The organism is Devosia lacusdianchii, from assembly GCF_022429625.1.
In the GTDB taxonomy this organism is placed as follows: Bacteria; Pseudomonadota; Alphaproteobacteria; order Rhizobiales; family Devosiaceae; genus Devosia; species Devosia lacusdianchii.
On sequence record NZ_CP092483.1, the window covers coordinates 3,089,602 to 3,114,384 of the forward strand.

General features: G+C 63.3%; 25 protein-coding genes. 9 read left to right on the forward strand and 16 right to left on the reverse strand.

Translation table 11 applies throughout. The features are described from left to right. Nucleotides 1–197: 197 nt before the first annotated feature. From MF606_RS15285 to uraH, 8 genes are all read right to left on the reverse strand, one after another. Nucleotides 198–1,283, reverse strand: a complete 1,086-nt coding sequence (locus MF606_RS15285; protein WP_240230207.1) for a BMP family ABC transporter substrate-binding protein — start codon at nucleotides 1,281–1,283, stop codon at nucleotides 198–200. Nucleotides 1,284–1,333: 50 nt separating this feature from the next. After that, nucleotides 1,334–2,257: an ABC transporter permease gene (locus MF606_RS15290; RefSeq protein ID WP_240230208.1), complete on the reverse strand. Its 924-nt coding sequence runs from the start codon at nucleotides 2,255–2,257 to the stop codon at nucleotides 1,334–1,336. Continuing rightward, nucleotides 2,257–3,339 (reverse strand): ABC transporter permease, encoded by a 1,083-nt coding sequence (locus tag MF606_RS15295; protein WP_240230209.1) that lies wholly within the window; start codon nucleotides 3,337–3,339, stop codon nucleotides 2,257–2,259. Before MF606_RS15295 ends, MF606_RS15290 begins: the two co-directional genes overlap by 1 nt. Then, complete coding sequence (locus MF606_RS15300; protein WP_240230210.1) at nucleotides 3,323–4,855, reverse strand: ABC transporter ATP-binding protein; 1,533 nt, start codon at nucleotides 4,853–4,855, stop codon at nucleotides 3,323–3,325. The genes MF606_RS15295 and MF606_RS15300 overlap by 17 nt, the downstream gene beginning before the upstream one ends. Nucleotide 4,856: 1 nt before the next feature. Continuing rightward, the gene (gene xdhC / locus MF606_RS15305) at nucleotides 4,857–5,720 is read right to left on the reverse strand and encodes a xanthine dehydrogenase accessory protein XdhC (RefSeq protein ID WP_240230211.1); all 864 of its coding nucleotides are present in this window, start codon (nucleotides 5,718–5,720) and stop codon (nucleotides 4,857–4,859) included. A gap of 157 nt (nucleotides 5,721–5,877) precedes the next feature. Continuing rightward, on the reverse strand, nucleotides 5,878–8,205 hold the full coding sequence (gene xdhB, locus MF606_RS15310) for a xanthine dehydrogenase molybdopterin binding subunit (RefSeq protein ID WP_240230212.1): 2,328 nt from the start codon (nucleotides 8,203–8,205) through the stop codon (nucleotides 5,878–5,880). Further along, a complete protein-coding gene (gene xdhA, locus MF606_RS15315) occupies nucleotides 8,202–9,668 on the reverse strand; it encodes a xanthine dehydrogenase small subunit (protein ID WP_240230213.1) in 1,467 nt (488 codons plus the stop codon). The genes xdhB and xdhA overlap by 4 nt, the downstream gene beginning before the upstream one ends. Before the next feature lie 3 nt (nucleotides 9,669–9,671). After that, nucleotides 9,672–10,028, reverse strand: coding sequence for a hydroxyisourate hydrolase (gene uraH, locus MF606_RS15320; protein ID WP_240230214.1), 357 nt, complete (start codon nucleotides 10,026–10,028; stop codon nucleotides 9,672–9,674). Between the two features lie 148 nt (nucleotides 10,029–10,176). Here uraH and puuE point away from each other — a divergent pair, with 148 nt between their 5' ends. After that, nucleotides 10,177–11,592, forward strand: coding sequence for an allantoinase PuuE (gene puuE, locus MF606_RS15325; RefSeq protein ID WP_240230215.1), 1,416 nt, complete (start codon nucleotides 10,177–10,179; stop codon nucleotides 11,590–11,592). A 167-nt stretch (nucleotides 11,593–11,759) separates the two neighbouring features. Here puuE and MF606_RS15330 read toward each other — a convergent pair whose 3' ends face one another. The 3 genes from MF606_RS15330 to MF606_RS15340 are packed head-to-tail and all read right to left on the reverse strand — an operon-like array spanning nucleotide 11,760 to nucleotide 12,843. Continuing rightward, on the reverse strand, nucleotides 11,760–11,906 hold the full coding sequence (locus tag MF606_RS15330) for a hypothetical protein (RefSeq protein ID WP_240230216.1): 147 nt from the start codon (nucleotides 11,904–11,906) through the stop codon (nucleotides 11,760–11,762). Nucleotides 11,907–11,962: 56 nt separating this feature from the next. Continuing rightward, nucleotides 11,963–12,325 carry a VOC family protein gene (locus MF606_RS15335; protein ID WP_240230217.1) on the reverse strand — a complete coding sequence of 121 codons (363 nt, stop codon included), beginning with the start codon at nucleotides 12,323–12,325 and terminating at the stop codon, nucleotides 11,963–11,965. A gap of 26 nt (nucleotides 12,326–12,351) precedes the next feature. Continuing rightward, entirely contained in the window at nucleotides 12,352–12,843 is a 492-nt protein-coding gene (locus MF606_RS15340; protein WP_240230218.1) for an SRPBCC family protein, read from the reverse strand. A 52-nt stretch (nucleotides 12,844–12,895) separates the two neighbouring features. Between MF606_RS15340 and MF606_RS15345 the strand changes: the two genes are divergently transcribed. The 5 genes from MF606_RS15345 to MF606_RS15365 all read left to right on the forward strand — a co-directional run bounded on the left by MF606_RS15345 (nucleotide 12,896) and on the right by MF606_RS15365 (nucleotide 16,220). Beyond that, nucleotides 12,896–13,228 (forward strand): ArsR/SmtB family transcription factor, encoded by a 333-nt coding sequence (locus MF606_RS15345; protein ID WP_240230219.1) that lies wholly within the window; start codon nucleotides 12,896–12,898, stop codon nucleotides 13,226–13,228. 142 nt (nucleotides 13,229–13,370) lie between these two features. After that, entirely contained in the window at nucleotides 13,371–14,192 is an 822-nt protein-coding gene (locus tag MF606_RS15350) for a bifunctional allantoicase/(S)-ureidoglycine aminohydrolase (RefSeq protein ID WP_240230220.1), read from the forward strand. A 2-nt stretch (nucleotides 14,193–14,194) separates the two neighbouring features. After that, nucleotides 14,195–14,689: an ureidoglycolate lyase gene (locus MF606_RS15355; protein WP_240230221.1), complete on the forward strand. Its 495-nt coding sequence runs from the start codon at nucleotides 14,195–14,197 to the stop codon at nucleotides 14,687–14,689. Between the two features lie 71 nt (nucleotides 14,690–14,760). Beyond that, nucleotides 14,761–15,537, forward strand: coding sequence for an META domain-containing protein (locus MF606_RS15360; RefSeq protein ID WP_240230222.1), 777 nt, complete (start codon nucleotides 14,761–14,763; stop codon nucleotides 15,535–15,537). Between the two features lie 59 nt (nucleotides 15,538–15,596). Then, nucleotides 15,597–16,220, forward strand: coding sequence for a nucleoside deaminase (locus MF606_RS15365; RefSeq protein ID WP_240230223.1), 624 nt, complete (start codon nucleotides 15,597–15,599; stop codon nucleotides 16,218–16,220). A gap of 134 nt (nucleotides 16,221–16,354) precedes the next feature. On the opposite strand, the gene MF606_RS15370 is transcribed toward MF606_RS15365, so the two are convergent. Then, nucleotides 16,355–16,498, reverse strand: a complete 144-nt coding sequence (locus MF606_RS15370; protein WP_240230224.1) for a hypothetical protein — start codon at nucleotides 16,496–16,498, stop codon at nucleotides 16,355–16,357. A 177-nt stretch (nucleotides 16,499–16,675) separates the two neighbouring features. Between MF606_RS15370 and otsB the strand changes: the two genes are divergently transcribed. Both otsB and MF606_RS15380 read left to right on the forward strand, forming a co-directional pair. Beyond that, the gene (gene otsB / locus MF606_RS15375; RefSeq protein ID WP_240230225.1) at nucleotides 16,676–17,452 is read left to right on the forward strand and encodes a trehalose-phosphatase; all 777 of its coding nucleotides are present in this window, start codon (nucleotides 16,676–16,678) and stop codon (nucleotides 17,450–17,452) included. A gap of 25 nt (nucleotides 17,453–17,477) precedes the next feature. Continuing rightward, the gene (locus tag MF606_RS15380) at nucleotides 17,478–18,893 is read left to right on the forward strand and encodes an alpha,alpha-trehalose-phosphate synthase (UDP-forming) (protein ID WP_240230226.1); all 1,416 of its coding nucleotides are present in this window, start codon (nucleotides 17,478–17,480) and stop codon (nucleotides 18,891–18,893) included. A gap of 142 nt (nucleotides 18,894–19,035) precedes the next feature. On the opposite strand, the gene MF606_RS15385 is transcribed toward MF606_RS15380, so the two are convergent. Both MF606_RS15385 and MF606_RS15390 read right to left on the reverse strand, forming a co-directional pair. Beyond that, on the reverse strand, nucleotides 19,036–19,926 hold the full coding sequence (locus MF606_RS15385) for a 2-dehydropantoate 2-reductase (RefSeq protein ID WP_240230227.1): 891 nt from the start codon (nucleotides 19,924–19,926) through the stop codon (nucleotides 19,036–19,038). 65 nt (nucleotides 19,927–19,991) lie between these two features. Further along, on the reverse strand, nucleotides 19,992–21,554 hold the full coding sequence (locus MF606_RS15390) for a DEAD/DEAH box helicase (RefSeq protein ID WP_240230228.1): 1,563 nt from the start codon (nucleotides 21,552–21,554) through the stop codon (nucleotides 19,992–19,994). A 482-nt stretch (nucleotides 21,555–22,036) separates the two neighbouring features. On the opposite strand from MF606_RS15390, the gene MF606_RS15395 reads away from it, so the two are divergent. Then, a complete protein-coding gene (locus tag MF606_RS15395) occupies nucleotides 22,037–22,999 on the forward strand; it encodes an ABC transporter substrate-binding protein (RefSeq protein WP_240230229.1) in 963 nt (320 codons plus the stop codon). An 87-nt stretch (nucleotides 23,000–23,086) separates the two neighbouring features. Here the strand turns inward: MF606_RS15395 and MF606_RS15400 are convergent, their stop codons facing one another. Next, nucleotides 23,087–23,875 carry a molybdopterin-dependent oxidoreductase gene (locus tag MF606_RS15400; protein WP_240230230.1) on the reverse strand — a complete coding sequence of 263 codons (789 nt, stop codon included), beginning with the start codon at nucleotides 23,873–23,875 and terminating at the stop codon, nucleotides 23,087–23,089. Beyond that, complete coding sequence (locus MF606_RS15405) at nucleotides 23,872–24,723, reverse strand: cytochrome b/b6 domain-containing protein (protein WP_240230231.1); 852 nt, start codon at nucleotides 24,721–24,723, stop codon at nucleotides 23,872–23,874. Before MF606_RS15405 ends, MF606_RS15400 begins: the two co-directional genes overlap by 4 nt. Nucleotides 24,724–24,783 lie beyond the last annotated feature (60 nt).

The following is a 24,783-nucleotide window of genomic DNA, read 5'->3' on the forward strand; positions in this document are numbered from 1 at the left end:
CTCCTTCTTCCCCTCTCCGCTCGCGGGAGAGGGACGATCATCCGGCGTTCAGCAGGATGATCAGGGTGAGGGGTCCGGAGCCATCCCTACGCTCGACGCGCTTCGATGGCTCAGAACCCCTCATCCGCCCTTCGGGCACCTTCTCCCGCAAGGGAGAAGGGAAGAGGTGGGAAACCCACCTCCCCCCAGTTCAAGCCTTATGCCGGCTGCTCGACGCCTTCGACATACCAGTCCATGCTGAGCAGTTCAGCATCGGTCATGACGACGCCTGCAGCGACGCGTTCGGCGCCGGTATTGTCCTTGATCGGGCCGGTGAAGATGTGGAACGAACCGTCGATCTGGCCGGTGCGGACCTTTTCGGCGTCGGCAACGACATCTTCCGGAACCTTGGCGCCGTAGGGGCCCATTTCAACGACGTTTTCCTTGAGCCCTTCCCAGGTATTGCCCGGAGTCCAGGTTCCGGCGAGCACGGCTTCGGCCGAGGCCAGGTAGTGTGGGCCCCAGTTATCGATGATGGCGGTGAGCTGGGTTTCCGGCGCAAAGGCACTCATGTCGGCGCCCTGGCCGAAGCCGCCGATAATGCCGCGCTCGGCGGCAACCTGCAGGGCAGCCGGGCCATCGGTGTGCTGGGCGATGATGTCGATGCCCTGATCGATCATGGCACGCGCCGCGTCGGCTTCCTTGGCCGGGTCATTCCAGGTCGAGATATAGACCGGCTTGACCGTGAAGGCGGGGTTGATGCGGCGGCCGCTGAGGGCCAGCGCGTTGATGCCCATCACCACTTCGGGGATCGGGAACGAACCGATATAGCCAGCCTTGCCGGTCTTGCTCATATGGCCGGCAATGGTGCCGCAAACGGCACGGCCTTCGTAGAAGCGAGCATTGTAAAGGCCGATATTGGGGCCAGGCATGTAGCCGGTGGCATGCTCGAAGGCGATATCGGGAAACTGGGCGGCAACCTTGACCACCGAGTCGCCAAAGCCGAAGCTGGTGGCGAAGATCAGGTTGCAGCCCTGCTGGGCCAGTTCACGCAGCACGCGCTCGCAGTCCGGCCCCTCAGGCACGTTCTCGACGAAAATGGTCTCGACCTTGTCGCCCAGCGCTTCCTCGACAAAGATGCGGCCCTGATTGTGGGCATAGTTGTAGCCATTGTCGTTGATCGAGCCGACATAAATGAAGCCGATCTTGATCTTTTCGAGCTGAGCGAAGGCATGCGAACCCAGCAGCGGCAGCGCGGCGGCGGCGCCACTGATCTTTACGAAGGTACGGCGATTGAGCGTCATTTCTTTCTCCCTGAATGACAGTCGTTGGATTGAGACAATTGCGGCTGGTCTCAATTGGCAGGCAAGAACGGCTTGCCGAGGCAGGCCGGTGCATTGGTGGACGCGTCGCGGCGCAGCGAAATCAGTACCAGCACGACGACGGTGGCGAGATAGGGCAGAGCGGCCCAGAGTTCCGACGGGATCACCGACAGCGGCCCGCCGCCGGCCTTTGCGTAAAGCTCCATTGTCATGACCAGGCCGAAGAGATAGGCGCCGGCCAGGAGGCGGAACGGCTTCCACGAGGCGAACACCACCAGCGCCACGGCGATCCAGCCACGCCCGGCAGTCATCCGCTCGGCCCATTGCGGGGTCAGTAGCAGCGGGAAGCAGGCCCCGGCTATGCCAGCCATGGCGCCACCAAACATGACGGCGAGATAGCGCACGCCGATGACCGAATAGCCGATGGAGTGCGCCGATTGGTCATTCTCGCCCACGGCGCGCAGGATCAGTCCGGCGCGGGTCCTGTGCAGGAAATACCAGATCGCCACAACCATGATGAAGGAGAAGTAGATCGGGAACGAGTAGCCGAAGATCACCTTTGCGATGGGGTGGGTGGCCAGCTCCGCCGGAAACAGCGGCTGCATCAGCGTCACCGGCCGGGCCGAATAGGACGAGCCCGCCAGCGCCGAAAAGCCGGTGCCGAAAATGGTCAGCGCCAGGCCGGTCGCCGTCTGATTGGCCGACAGCGACAGGGTGAGGAAACCGAAGATCAGCGATGCCGCCATACCCGCCGCGGCGCCACACAGCAGCGCCAGATAGGGATTGCCGGTGTGGAACTGCACGACGAAGCCGGCAATGGCGCCGATCAGCATCATGCCTTCGACACCCAGATTGAGCACCCCGGATCGTTCGACCACCAGCTCGCCCAGGGCGGCGATGAGGATGGGCGTTGCGGCGCCGACAACGGTCACAAGAATGGCAATCATCAGTTCCATTATGCAGCCCCCGCCGATGCCTGCGGTACGACGCGTCGCACCCGATATTTGATCAGGATGTCGCCGGCCAGGAGGAAGAACAGCATCATCGCCTGGAAAATGCCGGTCGCCGCATTGGGCAGGCCGATGGTCGTCTGCGCCACTTCGCCACCGACAAAGGTGATGGCCAGGACGACGCCGGCGACGATGACACCCAGCGGGTTAAGCCGGCCGAGGAACGCCACGATGATGGCGGTGAACCCGTAGTTGGTCGGGAAGCCGGGCACCATGCGCTGGAACGGTCCGGCGACTTCGAGCACCCCGGCCAGCCCAGCCAGTGCCCCACTGACCAGCATGGCCAGCCAGATGGTCTTGTGCTCGGAAAAACCGCCATAGCGCGCCGCATGCGGTGCCGCGCCGACGACGCGCATCCGATAGCCGAACACCGATCGTGTCATGATGAACCAGGCGATCACCGCGACGACGATGGCAATGGGCACGCCCAGATGCACGATGGTGCCGGGGATGATGGTCGGCAGACGCGCCGCCTCGGAAAACAGCCGCGTCTGCGGGAAGCCGATCCCCATCGGGTCCTTCCATGGCGCGCGGATGAGATAATAGATCAGCTGCACCGACGCGTAGGTCAGCATCAGGCTGGTAAGGATTTCGTTGACGTTGAGCCTGGTCCGCAGCAGTGCCGGAATGGAGGCATAGGCCATGCCGCCGAGCATGCCCGCCAGAACCATCAGCGGCAAAATCCACCAGCCGGTCATGCCCCAGGTCAGCAGCGCCACGCCGGTGCCGGCGAGGCCGCCGATGATATATTGCCCCTCGGCGCCGATATTCCAGACATTGGCGCGATAGGCGATGGAGAGGCCGGTGCCGATGATGATCAGCGGGGCCGCCTTGATCCCCAGATCCTGCCACTTGTAGGAATTGGTCAGCGGCGTCAGGAAAATCTCCCGCACCGCGCCGATGCCGTCATAGCCGATCAGCGAGAAGATGATGGCGCCCAGGATCATGGTCAGCGCTACCGCCGCTACCGGCGTCGCATAAAGCATCACCCGCGATGGCTCGCGCCGCTTCTCAAGCCGGAACTGCATGATGGCTCTCCATGGTTCCGTGCACGCCGCCCATCAGGAGGCCAATCTCTTCCACCGTCATCTCATCGGCCGGTGTCGCCGCCGACAGGCGACCCATATTGATCACCGCCAGCGTGTCGCTGAGCGCCCGCAACTCATCGAGATCCTGACTGATCACCACGATCGCCGAACCGGCCGCCGCCAGATCGACCAGCGCCTGGTGGATGGCGGCCGCCGCCCCCGCGTCGACGCCCCAGGTCGGCTGGCTCACCACCAGCACGCTGGGCTTCTGCAGGATTTCACGACCCATAATGTATTTCTGCAGATTGCCGCCCGAGAGCGAACCGGCGGTCGAGGCCGGCCCCAGCGCCTTGACGGCGAAGTCGGCAATGACCTTGCCGGTATAGGTCTTGGCGGCGCCCGAATTGATCAGACCCAGCACGACCATGCCAAGCCGATCGCGGGCGGTGAGCACCGAATTGTCGGAAAGCGAGAAATCGCCCACGGCTGCATGCCCGTTGCGCTCTTCGGGCACCGCACAAAGGCCGCGCTTACGGCGGCCGGTGGTATCTAGCAGGCCGAGCGGATGGCCATCGATGGTGATGGCGTCCTTGTCGTCGCTGCGGATTTCGCCGCTGAGCGCATCGAGCAGCGCGTTCTGGCCATTGCCGGCCACCCCGGCAATGCCGAAAATCTCGCCTGATCGGACCGTGAAACTGACATTGTCGACAGGCACTTCGAAATGCCCGGTCTTGGCCGTGGAGAGACGCGACACGACCAGCTTGGGCTGCCCAAGCGTACGGCCGGAAGCACGAACAATATCCTTGAGCCCTGCGCCGATCATCTTCTCGGCCATCGAGCGGCTCGTCTCCTGCTTGGGGTCGCAGGTATCGACCAGCTTGCCGCCACGCAGGATAGTTGCCGTGTCACACAAGGCTTTGATTTCATGCAGCTTGTGGGAAATGTAGAGGATCGAGCAGCCCTGCGCCGCCAGCTTGCGCAGCACCTCGAACAATTGTTCGACTTCCTGCGGCGTCAGCACCGAGGTTGGCTCGTCCATGATCAGCAGTTTTGGATCGAGCAGCAGCGCGCGAACGATCTCGATGCGCTGGCGCTCACCCACCGACAGCGTCGCCACGGTGCGATGCGGATCGAGCAGGAGACCGTATTTCGTCATCACCTCGCGGATGCGCGCTTCGAGCTCGCGCGACGGAATCTTGGCATCCATGCCGAGGGCGATGTTCTCAAGCACTGTGAGCGCCTCGAACAGCGAAAAATGCTGGAAAACCATGCCGATGCCAAGTTTGCGGGCGGCTTTGGGATTGCTGACCACGACCGGCGCGCCGTCCCAGCGGATTTCGCCGGCATCGGGCTGCATGATGCCGTAGATCATCTTCACCAGCGTCGACTTGCCCGCGCCATTCTCGCCGAGCAAGGCGTGAATCTCGCCCGGCTTGACCGCAAAACTGATATTGTCATTGGCTAAGACGCCGGGGAAGCGTTTGGTGATGCCGGTCAATTCCAGCCGATAATGCATACTAGCGTCCAATCACCACCCCCAATGACTTGGGGGTGCGTGCCCGCGCAATTTCAGCTTCCCGTTGCCCAATGTGGACCATAATTTCGGCCGCCGCCAGTGCCGCAATCACCTCGGGCCGTTTATCCCCAAGCCCCTGCTGGCCGATCGGTAACACCAGCCGTTCCAATGCCTTGGCGTCACCGCCTTCGGTCTTGAACCAGCTCGAAAAGCGAGCGCGTTTGGTCTCGCTGCCGACCATCCCAACATAAGGCGCATCGGTGCGGGCCAGGGCCTCCTGCGCGATCAGGAAATCGAGCGCATGGTCATGTGTGAGGATGACGTAGGAACTGCCCTGAGGCGCGGTGCGCACCACCGCTTCCGGCATGGCGACGGCGCGGGAGGCGATGGTTTGTGGCAGCAGGTCGAGTTCCTCGCGGCGGGTGTCGATGACCTCAAGCCGCACCGGCAGCAGCGCCAGCATCTGCGCCAGCGCCCGCCCGACATGTCCGGCGCCGAACACGAAGACATGCGGCAAGGCGGCGTCTTCTGCCATCACCAGCGCCGCAAGCCGTTCGCGGATAGCAGCATCGACATAGCGCAGGCTCACCTCGACACGACCACCGCAGCATTGGCCGATCTCGGGCCCGAGCGGCACGTCCATCGCCTCTTCGGCGCGGCCGGAAGCGATCAGGCGGCGGGCATGGTCGATGACCATGTATTCGAGCGCACCACCGCCGATCGTGCCAAAGATGGCAGCGGGACCGACCAGCATGAAGGTGCCCTGCTCGCGCGGGGATGAGCCCCGGACGGAGGTGAGTTCGCAGACGATGGCGTCCGGGTTGGTGGCGAAGAAGGTGGTGAGTTCGGTGGTGCGGGGGGTCATGTGGCAATCCCGCGCCCGGAGGTCACCCCCTCCCGGCCTCCCCCATCAAGGGGGAGGTGAAGGTCAGAGTGTTGGGCAAGATCATGGAAAACGAGTGGAGCAGCACCTCCCCCTCGATGGGGGAGGCTGGGAGGGGGTGGGGCAAAGCGCACCATAGTCACCCGCGCGCCCCCTTCAACCGCTCACACCCCATCAACACCCGCTCGGGCGTCACCGGCGTATCGAGGCGGGGTGCAATTTTGTAGTCCGCAACCGATGCCACCGCCATGCTGAGCGCCTCGACCACGCTCATCGCCAGCATGAACGGCGGCTCACCCACGGCCTTGGAGCGGCCAATGGTCGGTTCGGCATTGACGGACCACTCGGCGAGCCTAACGTTGAAGATTGGCGGCACATCCGAGGCGAGCGGAATCTTGTAGGTCGATGGCGCCTTGGTGCGCAGTTGCCCCTTGTCGTCCCACACCAGCTCTTCGGTGGTCAGCCACCCCATGCCCTGGATGAACCCGCCCTCGATCTGGCCGATATCGATGGCCGGATTGAGCGACTTGCCCACATCATGCAGAATATCGACACGGTCGACCGTATATTCGCCGGTCAGCGTATCGATGGTGACTTCGCTGACCGAAGCGCCATAGGCGAAATAGTAGAACGGATGCCCGCGCCCGGTGGCGCGATCCCAGTGGATTTTCGGCGTCTCGTAGAAGCCGGCGGCCGAGAGCTGCACCCGGTTCATATAGGCCGAGGCGGCCAGTTCGGCGAAGGGCACGAATATGGGGCCGGCCTGAATGCCGCCCTGCACCCATTCCACCTCGGCTTCGCTGACCTGATGCAGCTTGGCCGCATGCTTGACCAGCCGCGCCTTGATCTGCCGGGCCGCATCGTAAGCAGCCATGCCGTTGAGATCTGAGCCGGACGAGGCGGCCGTGGCCGAAGTATTGGGCACCTTGCCGGTCGTGGTCGCCATGATCTTGACCACGTCGAGCCCGACGCCGAAGGCATCGGCCAGCACCTGCGCCACCTTGATATAGAGCCCCTGCCCCATCTCGGTGCCGCCATGGCTGAGATGGATGGAGCCATCCTTATAGACATGCACCAGCGCGCCGGCCTGATTGTACCAGGTGGCCGTGAAGGAGATGCCAAACTTCACGGGGGTTAGCGATATCCCCTTTTTGAGGATCGGGCTGCCTGCATTGTATTTGATGATCGCGGCGCGGCGCGCCTGGTAATCCGAGGACGCTTCGAGCTCATCGACCACGCGATGGATGATGTTGTCCTCCACCGTCTGGTGGTAGGGCGTCACATTATCGGTGTCGGTGCCGTAGAAATTGGCCTTGCGGATATCGAGCGGATCGCGGCCCAGCGCGTAGGCAATGTCCTCAACCCAGCGCTCCGCCGCCATCATGCCCTGTGGACCACCAAAGCCGCGGAAAGCGGTGTTGGAGACCGTATTCGTGTAAAGCGGCTCGCTGCGCACACGCACGGCCGGATACCAATAGGCATTGTCGGCGTGGAACAGCGCGCGGTCGGTGACTGGACCAGAGAGATCGGAGGAGAAGCCGGCACGAGCCCCATAGACGGCATCCACCGCGAGGATTTTGCCCGCGTCGTCATAGCCGACATCGTAATCGACCACGAAATCGTGCCGCTTGCCGGTGGCGGTCATATCATCGTCGCGGTCGGGGCGGATCTTGCAGGCGCGGTTCCATTTCTTGGCCGCCAGGGCCGCTACGGCGGCAAACAGATTGCCCTGCGTTTCCTTGCCGCCAAAGCCGCCGCCCATGCGGCGCACATTGACCGTCACCGCATGATGACGAATGCCCAACACGGCGGCGACCATCAACTGCACTTCGCTCGGATGCTGGGTGGAGGCAAAGACAGTGACGTCTTCGTCCTCGCCCGGAATGGCCAGAGAAATTTGACCCTCGAGATAGAAGTGATCCTGCCCACCAATCTCGATGCTGCCCTTGACCCGGCGTGGGGCCGAGGCAAAGCCGGCGGTGATATCGCCGCGCTCGAGTTTGAGTGGGTCAGTCACCAGCTTGCCGCCAGCAGCCTGTGCCGCACGGACATTGGTATGATGCGGCAGGTCCTTGTACTCAATCTTGACCGCATGCGCCGCGCGCCGCGCCTGGTCGCGCGTCTCGGCGATGACGGCGAATATTGGCTGGCCCCAGAAATGCACCTTGCCGATGGCGAAGATCGGCTCGTCATGCTTGTGGCTGGGCGAGACGTCATTCTCGCCGGGGATATCGTCGGCGGTCAGAATACCGATGACGCCGGGGGAAGCGGCGACCGGGGCGAAGTCGATAGAGACGATCTCGGCATGGGCGCGCGTCGACAGCGCCAGATAGGCATGCATCGTGCCCGCCGGCTCGATCATGTCGTCGATATATTCGGCCGATCCGGAGACGTGCTTGGGCCCGCTGTCATGGCGGGTCGAGGTGTGCAGCGACGCTATGGCGATGGGGGCTTCATGCTTGTTCATGCCACCTCCCGCCGCAGGCGCTGGCCGTGACCAGTGGTTTCGAGGAAGAATCGCTGCAGCAGGTTCTGCGCCGTCAGCAGGCGGTAATCGGCGCTTGCCCGCATGTCAGTGATCGGCTGGTAATCTTCGGCGAAGGCAGAGATGGCGGCATCGATAGTCGCCTGCGTCCATGGCTTGCCGACCAGGGTAGCTTCCACCGCCTTGGCACGCTTGGGCGTTGCCGCCATGCCGCCAAAGGCGATGCGGGCCATGCCGACCGTACCGGCATCACTGACGAACACCCGGAACGCCCCGCATAGCGTCGAGATATCCTCCTCGCGCCGCTTGGAAATCTTGTAGCAGGCGAATTTCTCGCCCTCCGGCAGCAGCGGAATGGTCACGCTCTCGACGAACTCGCCCGGCTGCCGGTCCTGCTTGCCATAGGCGAGGAAGTAATCCTCGAGCTTGATCTCGCGGCGGTGTTCGCCGCGGCGCAGGCTGAGCTTGGCACCAAGCGCGATGAAGGGCGGCGGCGTATCGCCAATCGGCGAGCCGTTGGCGATATTGCCGCCGATGGTGCCCATATTGCGGATCTGCTCACCGGCAATGCGGTTCCACAGCTCGGCCATGTCCGGGAAATTGGCCGCCATCACCGGCAGGGCTTCGGAATAGCTGACGCCGGCATAGAAGCGCACTTCGCTGTCATTTTCGGCGATGCGCTTGAGCTCAGCCAAGTGATTGATGAAGATCACCGGCCCGATTGATCGCATGAATTTGGTGACCCACAGGCCCACATCGGTCGAGCCGTTGACGATGGTCGCAGCCGGATTGGCCTCATAGACCGCAGCAAAATCATCGAGACTCGCCGGCACGATGATGCGCTCGGCGCCCTCGCCCAGCTCGACCCGCGTCCCGTCGGTGATCGCTTTGATCTTGCTCTTGAGCGCAATGCGCTCGGCCCAGAGCGGGTCGCCCTGCGGCAGGCCATAGGTCGAGATGGCCTTGCCGGCGCGAATGATCGGTGCATAGCCGGTGCAACGGCAGAGATTGCCCTGCAGAGCCTTCTCGATGGCCGATTGCGTCGGATTGGGTTCGCGCATCCACAGGCCATAAAGGCTCATGACGAAACCGGGCGTGCAGAAGCCACACTGGCTGCCATGGTGATCGACCATGGCCTGCTGCACCGGATGGAGCGCCCCATCCTTGCCGCGCAGATGCTCGATGGTAACGACATGGGTGCCGTGCAGGCTCCCCACGAAGCGGATGCATGATGTTACCGAGTCATAGATGATCTCGTCATCCAGCAACCGGCCGACCAGCACCGTGCAGGCGCCGCAATCGCCCTCGGCGCAGCCTTCCTTGGAGCCGCGCAGGCGCCGGTCCAACCGCAGCCAGTCGAGCAGCGTCGTATCGGGCTTCACGTCGGTGAGGCTGATCTCGGTGTCGTTGAGGATAAAGCGGATGGCGCCCGAAACGTCGGTCATCCCTCAGCTCCCCCGATAGGTCGAATAGGCAAAGGGGCTCACCAGCAGTGGCACGTGATAATGCTTGTCTTCCGAGATGGTGAACCGGATCGGCACCACGTCGAGGAACGGCGTCTCGATTTCGACGCCCAGCCGCTCGAAATACTGCCCGACATGGAAGTGGATCTCGAACTCGCCATGCTGGAACTGCTGCTCGTCGAGCAGCGGCTGATCCACCCGGCCATCGGCATTGGTGTAGCTGTCGGCAATGTGGTGGTTGTGATCGCCATGGACGAACAGCAATTCGATCCGCATGCCACGCGCCGGCTTGCCGTGCATGGTATCCAGGACATGCGTCGTGAGGCGTCCACTACCCGCCATTTGCTGCTCCGTTGTAATCCCCGAGCACGAGACTATCGCATCACCGCCGATGCGCAATGCTCATTTTTTACCATCTGGTCCATTTTTGTGCATCTTGTTCTCCGATGCCGTCCCGCTACTATTTGCCTGAACAGACGAGATGAGACCAATGCGCTACCCCCGCGACATGCATGGCTACGGCCCCAATCCGCCACATGCGAACTGGCCCGGCGGCGCCCATGTCGCGATACAGTTCGTGCTGAATTACGAAGAGGGTGGCGAGAACAATATCCTCCATGGCGACGCCGCCTCCGAGGCGTTTCTGGTCGACGTGCTCGGCGCCGCACCTTGGCCGGACCAGCGCCATGCCAATGTCGAGTCGATGTATGAATACGGGGCTCGCGCCGGTTTCTGGCGGCTGCACCGCCTGTTCACCCAAGCCAACCTGCCAGTTACCATCTACGGCGTTGCCACCGCATTGATGCGCGCACCGTCGCAATTGGCGGCGATGCAGGAGGCGGGCTGGGAAATCGCCAGCCACGGCCTCAAATGGGTGCAGCACAAGGATATGCCGCCCGATGTGGAGCGCGCGCAGATCGCCGAAGCCATCCGCCTCCACACCATCGCCACTGGCGAGCGGCCAAGAGGCTGGTATACCGGCCGCTCCTCGCTTAACACCGTCGACCTCGTGAGCGAAGAAGGCGGCTTCGCCTATATCTCGGACACTTACGACGACGACCTGCCCTATTGGCGGGTGCATCAGGGCAGGCCCAGCCTCATCATTCCCTATACGCTCAGCGCCAATGACATGCGCTTCGTCACCGCGCCGGGCTTCGACAATGGCGAGGAGTATTTCCAGTTCCTCAAGGACAGCTTTGACTGCCTCTATGCCGAGGGTCAGGCCGGTTCGCCCAAGATGATGTCGCTCGGATTGCACTGCCGCCTCGTCGGCCAGCCCGGCCGCTTTCAGGGGCTCAAGAAATTCGTGGACTATATCAAGGGCTTCGACAAGGTCTGGGTGCCGACGCGATTGCAGATCGCCGAGCATTGGGCGGCGGAACACCCGTATGTCGCCCCGGACGTTCTTCCGTCCCAGCTCGAGAAGGTCGACTTCGTCAGCCGCTATGGCTCGATTTTCGAGCACTCGCCCTGGATCGCCGAGCGTGCGTGGGAGGGTGAGCTGGCGCCGGCCAACGACACGGCCATCGGCCTCCATTTTGCGCTGCGCACCCAGTTCCGGATAGCGACGGCGGAAGAGCGCCTGGCCGTGCTGCGCGCCCACCCCGACCTGGCCGGCAAGCTCGCGGCCGCCAAACGCCTGACCGAAGCCTCGACCTCCGAGCAGGCCTCGGCCGGCCTCGACGAACTGACCGATGGCGAGCGCCAGCGCTTCACCATGCTCAACACCGCCTATGTCGATAAATTCGGCTTCCCGTTCATCATCGCCGTCCGCGACAACACCAAGGCCTCGATCCTGGCGGCCTTTGAGACGCGCATCAACAATAGCGCGGAAGCGGAGTTCGCCACGGCCTGCGCGCAGGTGGAGCGGATTGCGCTGCTGAGGTTGAAGGCGGTGTTGGGGTAGGGCGAGACAATCAAAACGCGCCGAGACGGCCTTCCACCCGCCAGCCGTCACCCTCGGGCCTGACCCGAGGGTTCTTTACTTGCTGTCGGTTTGGCAAAGTGTAACACCCTCGGGTCAAGCCCGAGGGTGACGATCCGGGATGAGGACGACACGAGGTAAGAAAGCCCCTACCCGTTCCGCTCGTCCGGATCGAAGCCGATATCGCTTTCGTCGCGCAACAATCCCACCAGCAAAGCAAGCAAGCCCAGCCACGGCAGGTGATGCTGCAGCCAGACTTGGGGCGCTATCCCGGAATGGGCGACCTGCGGGTTCATCCCCGTAGGATCGCGCCAAAGGTTGAAGATTTGGTAACCCTAACAGCGCGTTAGGATCACCAGGCGTCGGGCTCGCGCACCATGTGCAGAACGCCGGCCGGATTGAGGAACCAGCCGCCGCGGAAACCCTCGCCGAGATCCTCGATCGCGTCATTGCGCACCACGCCAGCTGAGGCCAGCCGATCCGCCGCCTGCGGGAAGTTGGGCGTGAACAATTCAAGCCAGACCTCGGCCTGCGTATAGTTCACTGCCTCGTCGATCCACAGCCGGTTGGGGCCGAGGATGAACCCGACATTGCCCGGTTTTTCGGTGAACGGCTCAAGCCCCACCGTGTCGCGATAAAAAGCGACTGTCGCTTCGTACTGATGGGTCGGCACCTTCATCGCGATGTTGATGCCACCTTGAATGGTCTTGGTCATTGTTGTGTCCTTTTGGCGCCTGACGCCTATTTGTAGAAACCATCCCGCAGATTGATGCCGTGCTCGATATAGACCTTGAGCGCGCACAGCATGCCGGTCCAACCCTCGCAATTGCCGAAGGCCGCCTTCTGCGCGGCTGCGGTGTCGCGCCAGCCGGTTTCGGCGATGGTGACCAGCGTGCGGCCGTCTTCAAGACCTTCGAACATCATGGTGACGGTGGTGTCGTAGGCGCCGCCCTGGTCGGGGGTGCCATCCGCGGCTGCCCAGTGCAGCACGATCTTCTTGTCGGGCACGACCTCGGTCACCCGCACCGGAAATGCGCCGGGGAAATCGGCGAAGTCCCAGGTGACCGTCGCACCGGTTTCCAGCCGCCCCTGCGCGCCGCCGGTCGTGAAGTAGCCACTCAACTGCTTTGGATCGACCACGGCTTCGAACACCTCGTGCACCGGTTTGCCGATCCGTCCGGACACCCGAAAGGCGGGCGCGGCGCGGGCCTTTTCATTCGTCACAGCTGACATTTTTCGCCTCCTTACGCTTGACTTCTCACACCATATGTTATAAAAATATAACATGTCAACCGAAGACCAAAATGATCTAATTTTCAAGGCTTTGAGCCACCGCGTTCGGCGCCAGATCATGGATTTGCTAAAGATCGAGTCGCGCACCACGGGCATGCTGTGCGAGCTGCTGCCGCAACTGGATCGCTGCACCGTCATGCAGCATCTCGACGTGCTGGACGAGGCTGGATTGATCGTCGTCGAACGTCGTGGCCGCGAGCGCTGGAACCACCTCGACGCCCTGCCCATCCACGACATCCACGAGCGCTGGATCGGGCCCTACGCCGCCTACGCGGCATCAATGTTGTCCAAGCTCAAGCAACAGGTTGAAGCGCCCGAGGTTTGATCGAAGAAGATCCCACGAAGGCATTCCCGCGAAGGCGGGGAACCCCTGTCGATGATCTCAGCGCAGGAAACGGAGGTTCCCGCTTTCGCGAGAATGACGCGGTGGGCTAAGAAAGAGATCAAGCCGAAGATTGGATTGATCTATGACGAACTCCCCCTATGCCACCCCATCAGGCGGTCTGCCCAGCCAGGCCACGTTGCATACCGGCCGCGCCGTGTTCACCGAGGCCTATGCCGTCATTCCGCATGGAGTGATGCGGGACATCGTCACCAGTTATCTCCCCCACTGGAGCGAAACCCGCGCCTGGGTCATCGCCCGGCCGCTGTCGGGCTTCTCCGAGACATTCTCGCAATACATCGTCGAAGTCGCGCCGGGCGGGGGCAGCGACCAACCCGAACCCAATGCCGAAGCCGAAGGCGTTCTCTTCGTGGTCGACGGCGAGGCGAGCCTCGTCATCGACGGCAATGCCCACCAGCTTGCGCCGGGCGGCTACGCCTTCCTGCCGCCGGGCAGTGTATGGTCCCTGCATAACAGGGGCACGGTGCCGGTCCGCTTCCATTGGATCCGCAAACGCTACGAGGCCGTAGACGGCATCGCCGCGCCGACCGCCTTTGTCACCAACGAGCGCAACGAACCCATCCGCTGGATGCCGGGCACCAATGACCGCTGGGGCACCACGCGCTTCGTCGAGCCCACTGACCTGCGCCATGACATGCACGTCAATATCGTTACGCTCGAACCCGGCGCCGTTATCCCGTTCGAGGAAACGCATGTGATGGAGCACGGGCTTTACGTGCTTGAGGGCAAGGCCGTCTACCGGCTCAACCGCGACTGGGTCGAGGTCGAGGCCGGCGATTTCATGTGGCTGCGCGCCTTCTGCCCACAGGCCTGTTACGCCGGCCCCGGCCGCTTCCGCTACCTGCTCTACAAGGATGTCAATCGCCACATGAAGCTGAGCTTCTAGCCATGGCCAATATCACCATCGAGCAGCTGACCGCCGAGGCCTTTGCGCCGTTTGGACAGGTGATCGAGCTGGAAGGCGCCAACCACTACCCGATCAATGGCGGCATGACTGAACGCTACCACGATCTGGCGCGCGTCGAACTCGGCGGCGTCCATCCCCGCCCGCTGATCTCGATCTTTCGCGGCAAGCCTTATGCGTTGCCGCTGACACTTCGCATGGTCGAACGCCACCCGCTGGGCAGCCAGGCCTTCTACCCGCTGTCCGACCTGCCATTCCTGGTCATCGTCGCGGCCGATCTGGCTGGCATCCCCGATCTGCCGCGTGCCTTCCTCACGGCACCCGGCCAGGGCGTCAATATCGCCATGAACACCTGGCACGGCGTGCTAACCCCGTTGCAGCGCGAATGCGACTTCATCGTCGTCGACCGGGGCGGCGAGGGCAATAACCTCGAAGAGCACCACTTCGACGTGCCCCACATCGTCCAGCATGCCGGGTAACCTTGTCGACAGGCGGCCTCTCGAAACCGCCACAACCCTGCGTTAGTCTGGCCCGGCAACGGGAGGACACCATGTTTGCAAATCTGGTTCGGACCGGAATCGCGCTGCTCACCCTGCTGCTGGTGACCGGTGTCACCCTGGCCGAGGACATCACCTTCACCGGCGAAGTCAGCTACCGGGAGCGCATCGCGCTGCCGCCGGGCGCCGAACTCTGGATCACCCTGGTCTCCATTTCCGACGCAAGACCAGTCGTGAGCGCTGCAGCCGATGTGGCGCCGCGGGGCCAGGTGCCGCTCCAGTTCACCCTCAATGTACGCAGCCAGGTCATCGCCGATGGCCGCGACTACGGCCTCATCGCCGAAATCCGCTCCCAGGGCCGCACCATGTTCCGCAACTGGCAGCCGGTGCCGGTGGACCCGATCGCTCCTGTGCCGACGGGCATCCTCGTCACCCTGTCGCCCGACCCGCCACACGATCCGCCCGAGCCGATCCTGCCGCCCGAAGAAGCGCCCAATCCGCTGCTCGACACCATCTGGCGGGTCACCAGCATTGGCGGCGACCCAGTGCTCGGCGCTACCGAACTGACCCTGTCCATCGCTGCCGACTTGCGTTCGGGCGGCCATGGCGGCTGCAATAACTACTTCACCGAAGCTGACTTCATCGAAAGCCCCCTGTCCTTCGGGCCGATTGCTGGCACCAGAATGGCCTGCGCGCCCGACGTCATGGGCCAAGAGGCAAGGTTCTTCGCCGCGCTCAACGCTATCGCCGGTTACGAGCTGTCCGGCGACGCGCTCAAGCTTTTCGACGCCGCCGGTATTCCGCTGGTGGGCCTGGTCCGCGGACCATAGCGACCCTTCCCATCGGGATGCCTGCTGGCTAGGCTGGCACGTGTTCAATCGGGGCCATTATGGAAAGCGCTGCTCTCATCTCCCGCCTGCTCGACGTCATCGAGCACGATATCTCGCCGGTTACCCGCAAGGGCGTCGCGCGGGGCAACAAGCTGTTCGGGGCAGCGATTCTGCGCAAATCCGACCTGTCGGTCGTGGTGGCCGAAACCAATAACGAGATCGAGAACCCGCTCTGGCACGGCGAAATGCACGCCATCAAGCGCTTCTTCGAGCTGCCGGCCGATCAGCGGCCGGATGCGAAGGACTGCATTTTCGTCGCCACCCACGAGCCCTGCTCGCTCTGCCTCTCGGGCATCACCTGGTCGGGGTTCGACAATTTCTATTATCTGTTCAGCCACGAAGACAGCCGCGACAGCTTTGCCATTCCCTATGACATCCAGATATTGAAGGCAGTCTACGCCGTTCCCGATCCCGAGACTGGCACGGTGTCACCTGATCGCCCGCTCTACAACCGCACCAACCAGTATTGGGTGAGCCACAATATGGCGCAGATGATCGCCGCGCTCGATCGTGGCAATCGCGAAACCCTGTTGGCGCGGTTCGACGACCTCAACGCGCTCTATGCCGACCTGTCAGCTCTCTACCAAAAGGATAAGGGTGCCAAGGGCATCCCGCTGGCTTGATCAGCGCTGCGTGACCACGCTCGGCATGAACTCGCTGCGCGGCGCTTCGGCAAACGAAGCAGCGAAGGTGAGGAAGCTCAGGGTAACCGCAAACAGGGCGGTGAGCAGTATCTGGGTCATCTTGTTCAATCCGGTCATGGCGTTGGTGCGTTGACGGTACGTTCGAGCCGGGCCACGCCGTCGAGCTTGGTCCATCCATGGTCCTGGACCGGCAGCACACCCGCGAACAGCAGGTTGAACAGCAGGCCAATAAGGCTGGTGAACATCATCGGGGGCATGCTCGTCGCTCCTTCCGTCAGCATGGCTCCTTGTTAGTTGAACGGGTTTGAACCGCCTTCGAATGCCGCATTTATCTGCCGTTCAGAATAGAGCTGACCGCATGGCAGCCATGCCGGGGCGAACCAATCGGGCCACCACGCGTTTGGGTTTCGAATTAGTCCGAAACAGGTACCCAGATGTCACAGATCGATAGTGCTGCGCCCCATGCCGTTCCGCAGTTGGCCATCTTCACCGATTTCGACGGCACGCTGGTGGAACTCGCCGAAACGCCTGACGATATCGACGTGCCCGTCTCCCTGCCCCACCAGCTCCAGCGCGCCGCCCGTGAGCTCGACAGCGCCTTCGCCGTGCTGACCGGTCGCGAGATCGCCGACATCGACAAATATCTGTCGCCGCTGCAATTGCCGGTTGCCGGTGCCCATGGCACCCAGCGCCGCCGCGCCGATGGTTTCGTGGAAACCGTCGATCCGGCCTCCATTCTGGCCGCCGAGGAAATCGCCCATGCCGTCGAGCCGCTGGTGGTCGCCCACCCCGGGCTGCTCATGGAAACCAAGGAAGGCGCCGTCGCCCTGCATTACCGGCAGGCGCCAGAGCTGGAGGCCGCGGCCCGCATCGCCATGGAGGAGGCGGTCCACAGCGTGACCGACTTCGTGATCGTGCCCGGCAAGATGGTCATCGAGGCCCGCCCGCGCGGCATCACCAAGGGTACAGCCCTTCGTGCCTTCATGCGGGAAGAACCGTTTCTGGGCCGCACCCCCATCTTCATCGGCGATGACACGACCGACGAGGATGCCTTCATCGCCGCCCAGGAACTGGGTGGCGTAGGCATCAAGCTCGGCCAGGGCGACACCGCCGCCCGCATGCGCATCGCCGACGTTGCCTCCGTTCACGCCCTGATCCAGGGGCTGGGCGATATCGCCGCCCGCGATCGCGAACTGGAGTTGACGCACTGACTTTGACGACGCCTGGGGGCATTGCATGAGCCGTATTATCGTTGTTTCCAACCGCACGCCGGGCAAGGGCCCGGCGGCCGGCGGCTTGGCGGTCGCCCTGCGCAAGACCCTCGCCGAACGCGAGGGCTTCTGGTTCGGCTGGTCCGGCAAACTGGTTGACGCACCCGCGCCCGAGGCGCGCTTCGAAGATGTCGAGGGCCTGTCCGTCGCCCAGATCGACCTGACCCGCGACGACCACCACGCCTATTACGCGGGCTTTTCCAATTCGATCCTGTGGCCCAGCTTCCACCTGCGGCTCGACCTCGCAACCATCGAAGCCCACTGGTACGAGGGATATCGCCGGGTCAATCTGCAGTTCGCCCGCGCCCTGCTGCCCCTGCTCAAGGCCGACGACATCATCTGGGTGCACGACTATCATCTGATCCCGCTGGCCAGCGAATTGCGCAATCTCGGCGCGCGCAACCGCATCGGGTTCTATCTCCACATTCCCTTCCCAACCACCGACGCGCTCTACGCCATTCCGCACCATCAGGAACTGATGCGCGACCTGTCGCGCTACGATCTGGTGGGGATGCAGGCCAATCGCGACGTCGCCGCCTTTACCGAGTTCGCCGATCACCAGTCGCCATCGAGCCTCTCCGGAAGCCCGCTTGAATCGGTCGATTTCGGCCGCACGGACGTCGCGGCCTTTCCCATCGGTTCGGACCCCGACGCCTTTGCCAAGCTCGCGGTGAGCCCCGCCGGCACCAAGATGGTCCATCGCATGGAGCGGTCCCTCAACGGCCAGCACCTGATCCTGGGGGTCGATCGCCTGGACTATTCCAAGGGGCTGCCGCAGCGCGTCGAAGCCTATGAGAAGCTGCTGGCCAATGACGCGCGCTTCCGCCGTCAGGTGCATTTGCTGCAGGTGGCGCCGCCCTCGCGCGACACGATCAAGGAATACCAGGAAACCAGCGATACGCTTGATGCCATCTGCGGACGGGTGATGGGCCGTTTCGCCGAACCCGACTGGCAGCCGCTGACCTATGTGAAGCGCGCCTACGGGCAACCCAGTCTTGCCGGCCTCTACCGGCTCGCCAGGGTTGGTTTGGTAACGCCGCTGCGCGACGGCATGAATCTGGTCGCCCACGAATATGTCGGCTCGCAGGATCCGGACGATCCGGGCGTGCTCATCCTGTCGCGCTTCGCCGGCGCTGCCGAAATTTTCGAGGACGCGATCCTGGTCAATCCGTTCGACACCGACGAAACCGCCGAGGCCCTGCGTATGGCGCTCGACATGCCGCTCGACGAACGCATCGCCCGCTGGAAAACGCTGATGACGGCGGCTCGCAAGCATAATGTGGACGACTGGGCCCGCAGTTTCCTCGACCGCCTGGCCCCGGCCACGGCAAGGGATGGCAGGACTACGCGGGATATCCTCTATCTGGCATCGGTGGCTTAGCCGTCCTTACCTCTCCCTTCAGGGGAGAGGTCGACCCGCCTTCGGGTCGGGTGAGGGGCCTTCCCTCGCACCGAGTCAAGCAAAGGCCCCCTCACCCGGCGCCGCGCGCCGACCTCTCCCCCAGAGGGAGAGGTAAGAGGCTTCACTTCATCCACGGGCTGCCTGACGCGGCCAGCAGGGTCACCAGTGTCGCGTTCATTGGAGTCGCTATCCCGTGCTTGCGGCCGAGCCGGACGATGACGCCATTGCGCGCGTCGATCTCCATCCTGTTTCCCGCTAGCCGATCCGCGTGCAGTGAACCGCCGCTTGCGCCCTCGGGCATGTTGCGCGAATTGGCGATGGCGGTATCGACTGCACTCTGCGGTATAATGGCGCCCTCTGCCCGGCCGACGGCAGCGCATTCCTCGACGATCCCGCGAACGATCGCCTCAAGCTCGTCATTCCACGCCGGCCCCGTTGCTCGCAGGGTGAGCGACGGCACGACGGCAATACTGTTAATGGTGAGCTTGACCCAGGCTTGCGACAGGAAATCGGGGTCAGCCACCGCTTCGATCTCGGTATTGGCAAACAGTGCCGCCAGATCCTCGCCATTACGTCCAGCAGGCACAGCGATAATGCCATGGCGGCTCTGCACGATCCGTCCGGGTGCACTGCGCGCCGCCGGCAGGTTGATCATCACAGGTACGAGCCGGTCGGCCGGCACAAGATGCTCGAACAGGCGCACATGCTCGACGCCGTTCTGGATGATGGCCACACGCGTCTGCGGCCCCACCAGCCGGTCGAGCCAGGGCTTCGTCGACTCCACATCATAAGTCTTGGTCGCGACCATCACCCAGTCGACCGGTTGCGCCTGCGCCGGATCGGTCAGCACAACGGGATTTGCGGTGATGACGCCAACAGGCGTTTCGACCCGCAAGTCATCGAGCGGCGTCCGTGCGCAGAGCGTGATGGCAAATTCGGAATTCTGCGCCAGCCAGGCCGCGACAGTCCCACCAATTGCACCCGGCCCGATAATCGCGATGCTCGTCGTCATGCCAAAGCTCCAAAACAAAAGGGCGGCCACTCGGGCCGCCCTTGTCGTCTAAATTGCGCCTGGGCTCAAGCGCGACCGCGCTGTCGATCCGCGTTGGAGCGACCGCCAGAACGGACGGCATCCTTTTGCGACTTGCCCCAGCGCTGCTTGTTGGCAGCAGGCTTGGCCGCCATCGGCTTGCCGGTTTCCATATCGCGACGCACGCCACGAACCGGCGCAGAGCCTTCGGCGGGACGGGTACGCGGCGCGCTTTCCGGACGGCTACGACCGGCCTCGACCGGCCGCGTACGTGGCGTGTCGGACGGCTGGTGATGCGGCTGGCTGCGGTTACCGCCTTCATTGCCAAACTCGGCGAACGGACGACGCTCTGCCGGCGAACGGCGATCCGCCTGCGGCGCGCGCGGATTCTTGGCCGAACGCGGGCCAGGACGGCCACCGGACGGCTTCTTGTAGGCCGAACGCGGAGCCTCGACGACGCCGGTTTCGTTGGCGAGGTGCAGGTTACCCGATGCCGGCAGAGTGCGGCGGATCAGGCGCTCTACATCGCGAAGCTTGTCGCGCTCGGTACCGTCGCACAGGGTGATGGCAATGCCGGAGGCACCGTTGCGGCCCGTGCGGCCGATACGGTGCACATAGTTCTCCGGATCGTCGGGCAACTCGTAGTTCACCACATGGGTGATGCCGGGCACGTCGATGCCGCGCGCCGCGATATCTGTGGCGACGAGAATGCGCACGTCACCTGAAGCAAAGCCCTTGAGGGCTGCCTGGCGGGCGTTCTGGCTCTTGTTGCCGTGGATGGCAGCGGCTTTGTGGCCGTCGATCTCGAGGTTCTTGGCAACACGGTCAGCGCCATGCTTGGTGCGCGAGAAGATGATCACGCGTTCCATCTTCTCTTCTTCGCTGGCGAGCAGCTCGTTGAGTACGCCGCGCTTGGCCTTGGAGCCGGAGAGGATCACGCGTTGGTCGATCTTGACCACCGTCGAACCGGCAACCGACGCATCGACGCGCACCGGCTCGTTGAGCAGGCTCTTGGCGAGATCGGCGACTTCGGGGGCCATGGTGGCCGAGAACATCATGGTCTGGCGCTTGATGCCGATCGCCTTGGCGACGGCGCGAACCGGGGCGATGAAGCCCATGTCGAGCATGCGATCGGCCTCATCGAGCACGAACCAGCGCGTTTCGTTGAGCCGGATCTTGTTGTCGTCCATCAGGTCCTTGAGGCGGCCCGGGGTGGCGACGGTGATATCGACGCCGCGCTCGAGGCGCTTGACCTGATGGTAGCGCGACACGCCGCCCAGCAGCAGCACGGTATCAAGCTTCATCTTGCTGCCAGCAAACTTGCGAATGGCTTCGTCGATCTGGACGGCAAGCTCGCGGGTCGGCGCGAGAATGAGAGCACGGGTGGTCATCGGCCGCGGACGGCCGGTAAGGGTCAAAAGGCCAGCCAGGATCGGCAAGCCGAAGGCCGCCGTCTTGCCCGAGCCGGTCTGGGCAATGCCCATCATGTCGCGGCCTTCGAGCAGCTTCGGAATGGCCTGAAGCTGGATTTTGGTGGGCTCGGTAAAGCCGCCGGCCGTCAGGCTGTCGGTGATAATGCTCGGCAGACCGAGGGAAATGAAGTCGTTCAAAAGACACGTCTTTCTGCGCCGATATGGCGCTGCAACGCGCGCAGACAAATGCAGCGCGCAAATCGCCGTTCCACAGGGAGCAGCGGATCAACAGGTGCAATCGGGCGATAAGATTGGGATATCGCGCGGGTGCTGGCTCGAACCCGGACAGATTGTTTCCGGGCTGACTTCGCCGCTCACCGCAAGGGGATAAGAAGAGAAGTCCGTCACCAAATTTCTGGCGCCAGCGGATCCACTGAAGGTCCATGCGCCGGTGACGATAGCCGTGATATGGGGGAAGGCGCCTGAAATAGCAAGGAAATTCGGGATTGCGCGATGCATGGCGGGGTTGCGAGGGGATACGCCTCCTAGCCTCCCCCTGTCAGGGGGAGGGACCGCTCCGGGCCCGGGCAGGATCGAGCTCCGTGCACAAGTGTGGCTCCTCCCTTTTCAGGGGGAGGTTGGGAGGGGGTATTCTACCCGGCCCGTGGTAGGAGAGAACCATGTTCAGAACGCTCATCGCCCTCACCCTCCTCCTCGCCCTCCTCGCCCTCCTCGCCCTCCCCGTCCAAGCCGCCGAATGGACCTACACCGATGGCGCCGGCAAGACCGTTACCCTGCCTGAGCCGCCACAGCGCATCATCGCCCATATCAACGCCGCCGCCGCGCTGATCCCGCTCGGCATCAGGCCCATCGGCGTCTTCCTCGATGGCCCGCCCTCCGTCGATCGCGCCGATACCGGCCTCGATCTCGATGGCGTCGAGATCGTCGGCAGGGGCTGGTATGAGCTGGATGCCGAGGCAGTGCTAACGCTCGATCCCGATCTTGTTGTCACCGAGTGGTGGCCGCGCGAGGGCTTTTACGGCGGCGCGGTTGGGGATGCCGGCATCGTGCAACAGATCGAAGCCATAGCGCCGATCGCCGGCCCGGCGCAGGGCCGGTCGATCCTGACCATGATCGACGACTACGCCGCCCTCGCCGCCAGCCTCGGCGCCGACCTGGCCGCGCCTGATATCATTGCCGACAAGCAACGCTTCGAAGCAGCGTTGACCCGCTTCAAGGCCTCCGTCGCCGGCAAGCCCGGTCTGACGGTCATGGCCGTCTCGCCTGGATCGAGCGGCCTATCGGTCGCCGCCCCAGATGAGTTTGCCGAACTCTCGGACCTCGCGTCCTGGGGCCTCGATCTGGTCGTCCCCTCAATCGATCCCGATAGCAGCTACCAGACGCTGAGCTGGGAGAACGCCAACCTCTACCCCGCCGACCTCATCCTGCTCGATGACCGTTGGGGCCGGCAGGCCATCGATACCATCATCGATCAACCTCTGGCCGCGCGCCTGCCCGCCGTCGCCGCCGGCCAGATCGGCGATTGGCCAGCGGGCTGGATCCGCAGCTATCGTGTCTATGCTGATCAGTTGGACAAGCTGAGCACGCTTATTGAAGCAAGCGACCCGGATATCGTGGATTAAACACCACCCTTACCCCACCTCCGCGCTTCACCCTCGGGCTTGACCCGACGTGACGCGCGGAGAGTAGGTTTGGCACCGGTGGCACCCCTAAATCCCCGCATACCAGTCATAGCCCGTATCTTCCCAATACCCGCCCTTGCCCTTGCCGAAGGCGGCGAGGCTATCCACCAGTTCGATCGTGTGCAGGTATTTGGGCTGCTTGTAGCCCAATGCCCGCTCGATGCGCAGGCGGATCGGCGCGCCATTGCTCACCGGCAGCACCTGGTCGTTGAGGCCGTAGCTGAGGATCGATTGCGGGTGATAGGCGTCGATCAGGTCCGAGCTGGTATAGTAGAGGATATCGCCCGATAGCGTCCGCTGGATGTTGTCGTAGCAGTGGTAGACGCAGAACCGGGCCTCGGGCTTGACCCGCGCCATGTCGAGTATCGGCCCCAGTGGCGTGCCGGTCCATTTGGCGATGCAGCTCCAACCCTCGACGCAGTCGTGGCGGGTAATCTGGCTGCGGGCCGGCATATTGCGCAGCTCGTCGAGCGAGAACTCCAGCGGCTGCTCCACCATGCCTGTTATCTTGAGCTTGTAGCCAGCAAAGCCGCTATCCCTGAGTGCCACATATTCCGCCGTCGACGGATCGACCGACCCGTTCGGCCGCTGCCCCTGACGGATTTCGCTTGCCGAATATTCCCGCGCCAGCGTTTGCGCCCCGATCAGCCGGCGCTGCACCTGGTAGGTCAGCACATTGGCCTGTTCCATGACCTTGCGGACCTGGTTTTCCTTCGAGCCCAGAAAATCGAACTGATCGCATCCGGCCAGGATCAATCCCGACCCGGCAATGGCCGAACCGCGCAAGAAATTGCGGCGGGTGAGGATGCCGCTCATGGTTTGTCTCCTTCGGCGGTCGGGGTCCCGGGGCTGGCGCGATACCAGCCTGACAGCATCGAGCGCAGCTCGTTGATCGGGCCTGCAGCGACGACCATGACGATGTGGATGATAAAAAAGCCTACCAGCAGCAGCATGACGATGAAGTGGATCGTCCGTGCCGTCTGCCGTCCGCCGAAAATGTCGAGCATCCAGGGCGCGATGGCATTGATCCCCGGGCTCATGGTGAGCCCCGTCAGCACGATCAGCGGGAACAGGACAAAGAACACGCCGAAATAGGCGAGCTTCTGCAGAGGTCCATAAGTGCGGCCATGATGAAAGCGCAGGCGCGCATGGTCGGCCACGTCGCGCGGCACACCTTTGATATCGGCCGGTCCCGGCACGATGTCGCGGCGGATATGGCCGTTGATAAAGCTGGCCAGGAACCAGATGAACATGGTGATGACGAAGACCCAGCCGAAGAAGAAGTGCACCACCCGGCCGGTGCCGAGGTCGCGATAGGACGGGATGGTCACGGCGCCGGGAAAGCCGGTAAAGGTCGGCCGCTCGGCCGAACCGCTTACGCCAAGGCCAAGAGCGGTGGAATCGAAAGTCTGGCCGAAAACCGTGGTCCGCCCGCGCGGGCCCTCGGGCGTATTGACCGCCCCGATTTCGAGAATAGCGTTTTCGAACTCGAAGCCCGATTGCTGGCCGATATAGAGCGCCGGATGCGCATTGAAGATTTGCAGCCCTGTCAGCAGCAGGAAGAACAGGCAGATCGCCCAGATCCAGTGCGTCACGCGCGTCCATATGGACTGGCGATAGATCAGCGGTCCCTTGACCGCCGGAAGTCCGGCTTGTTCACTCATACGGCCCCTCCGCTCGGGTTGGCCCCGCAGCGTCCGTAGCAACGGTAGCGCGCGGGGCCA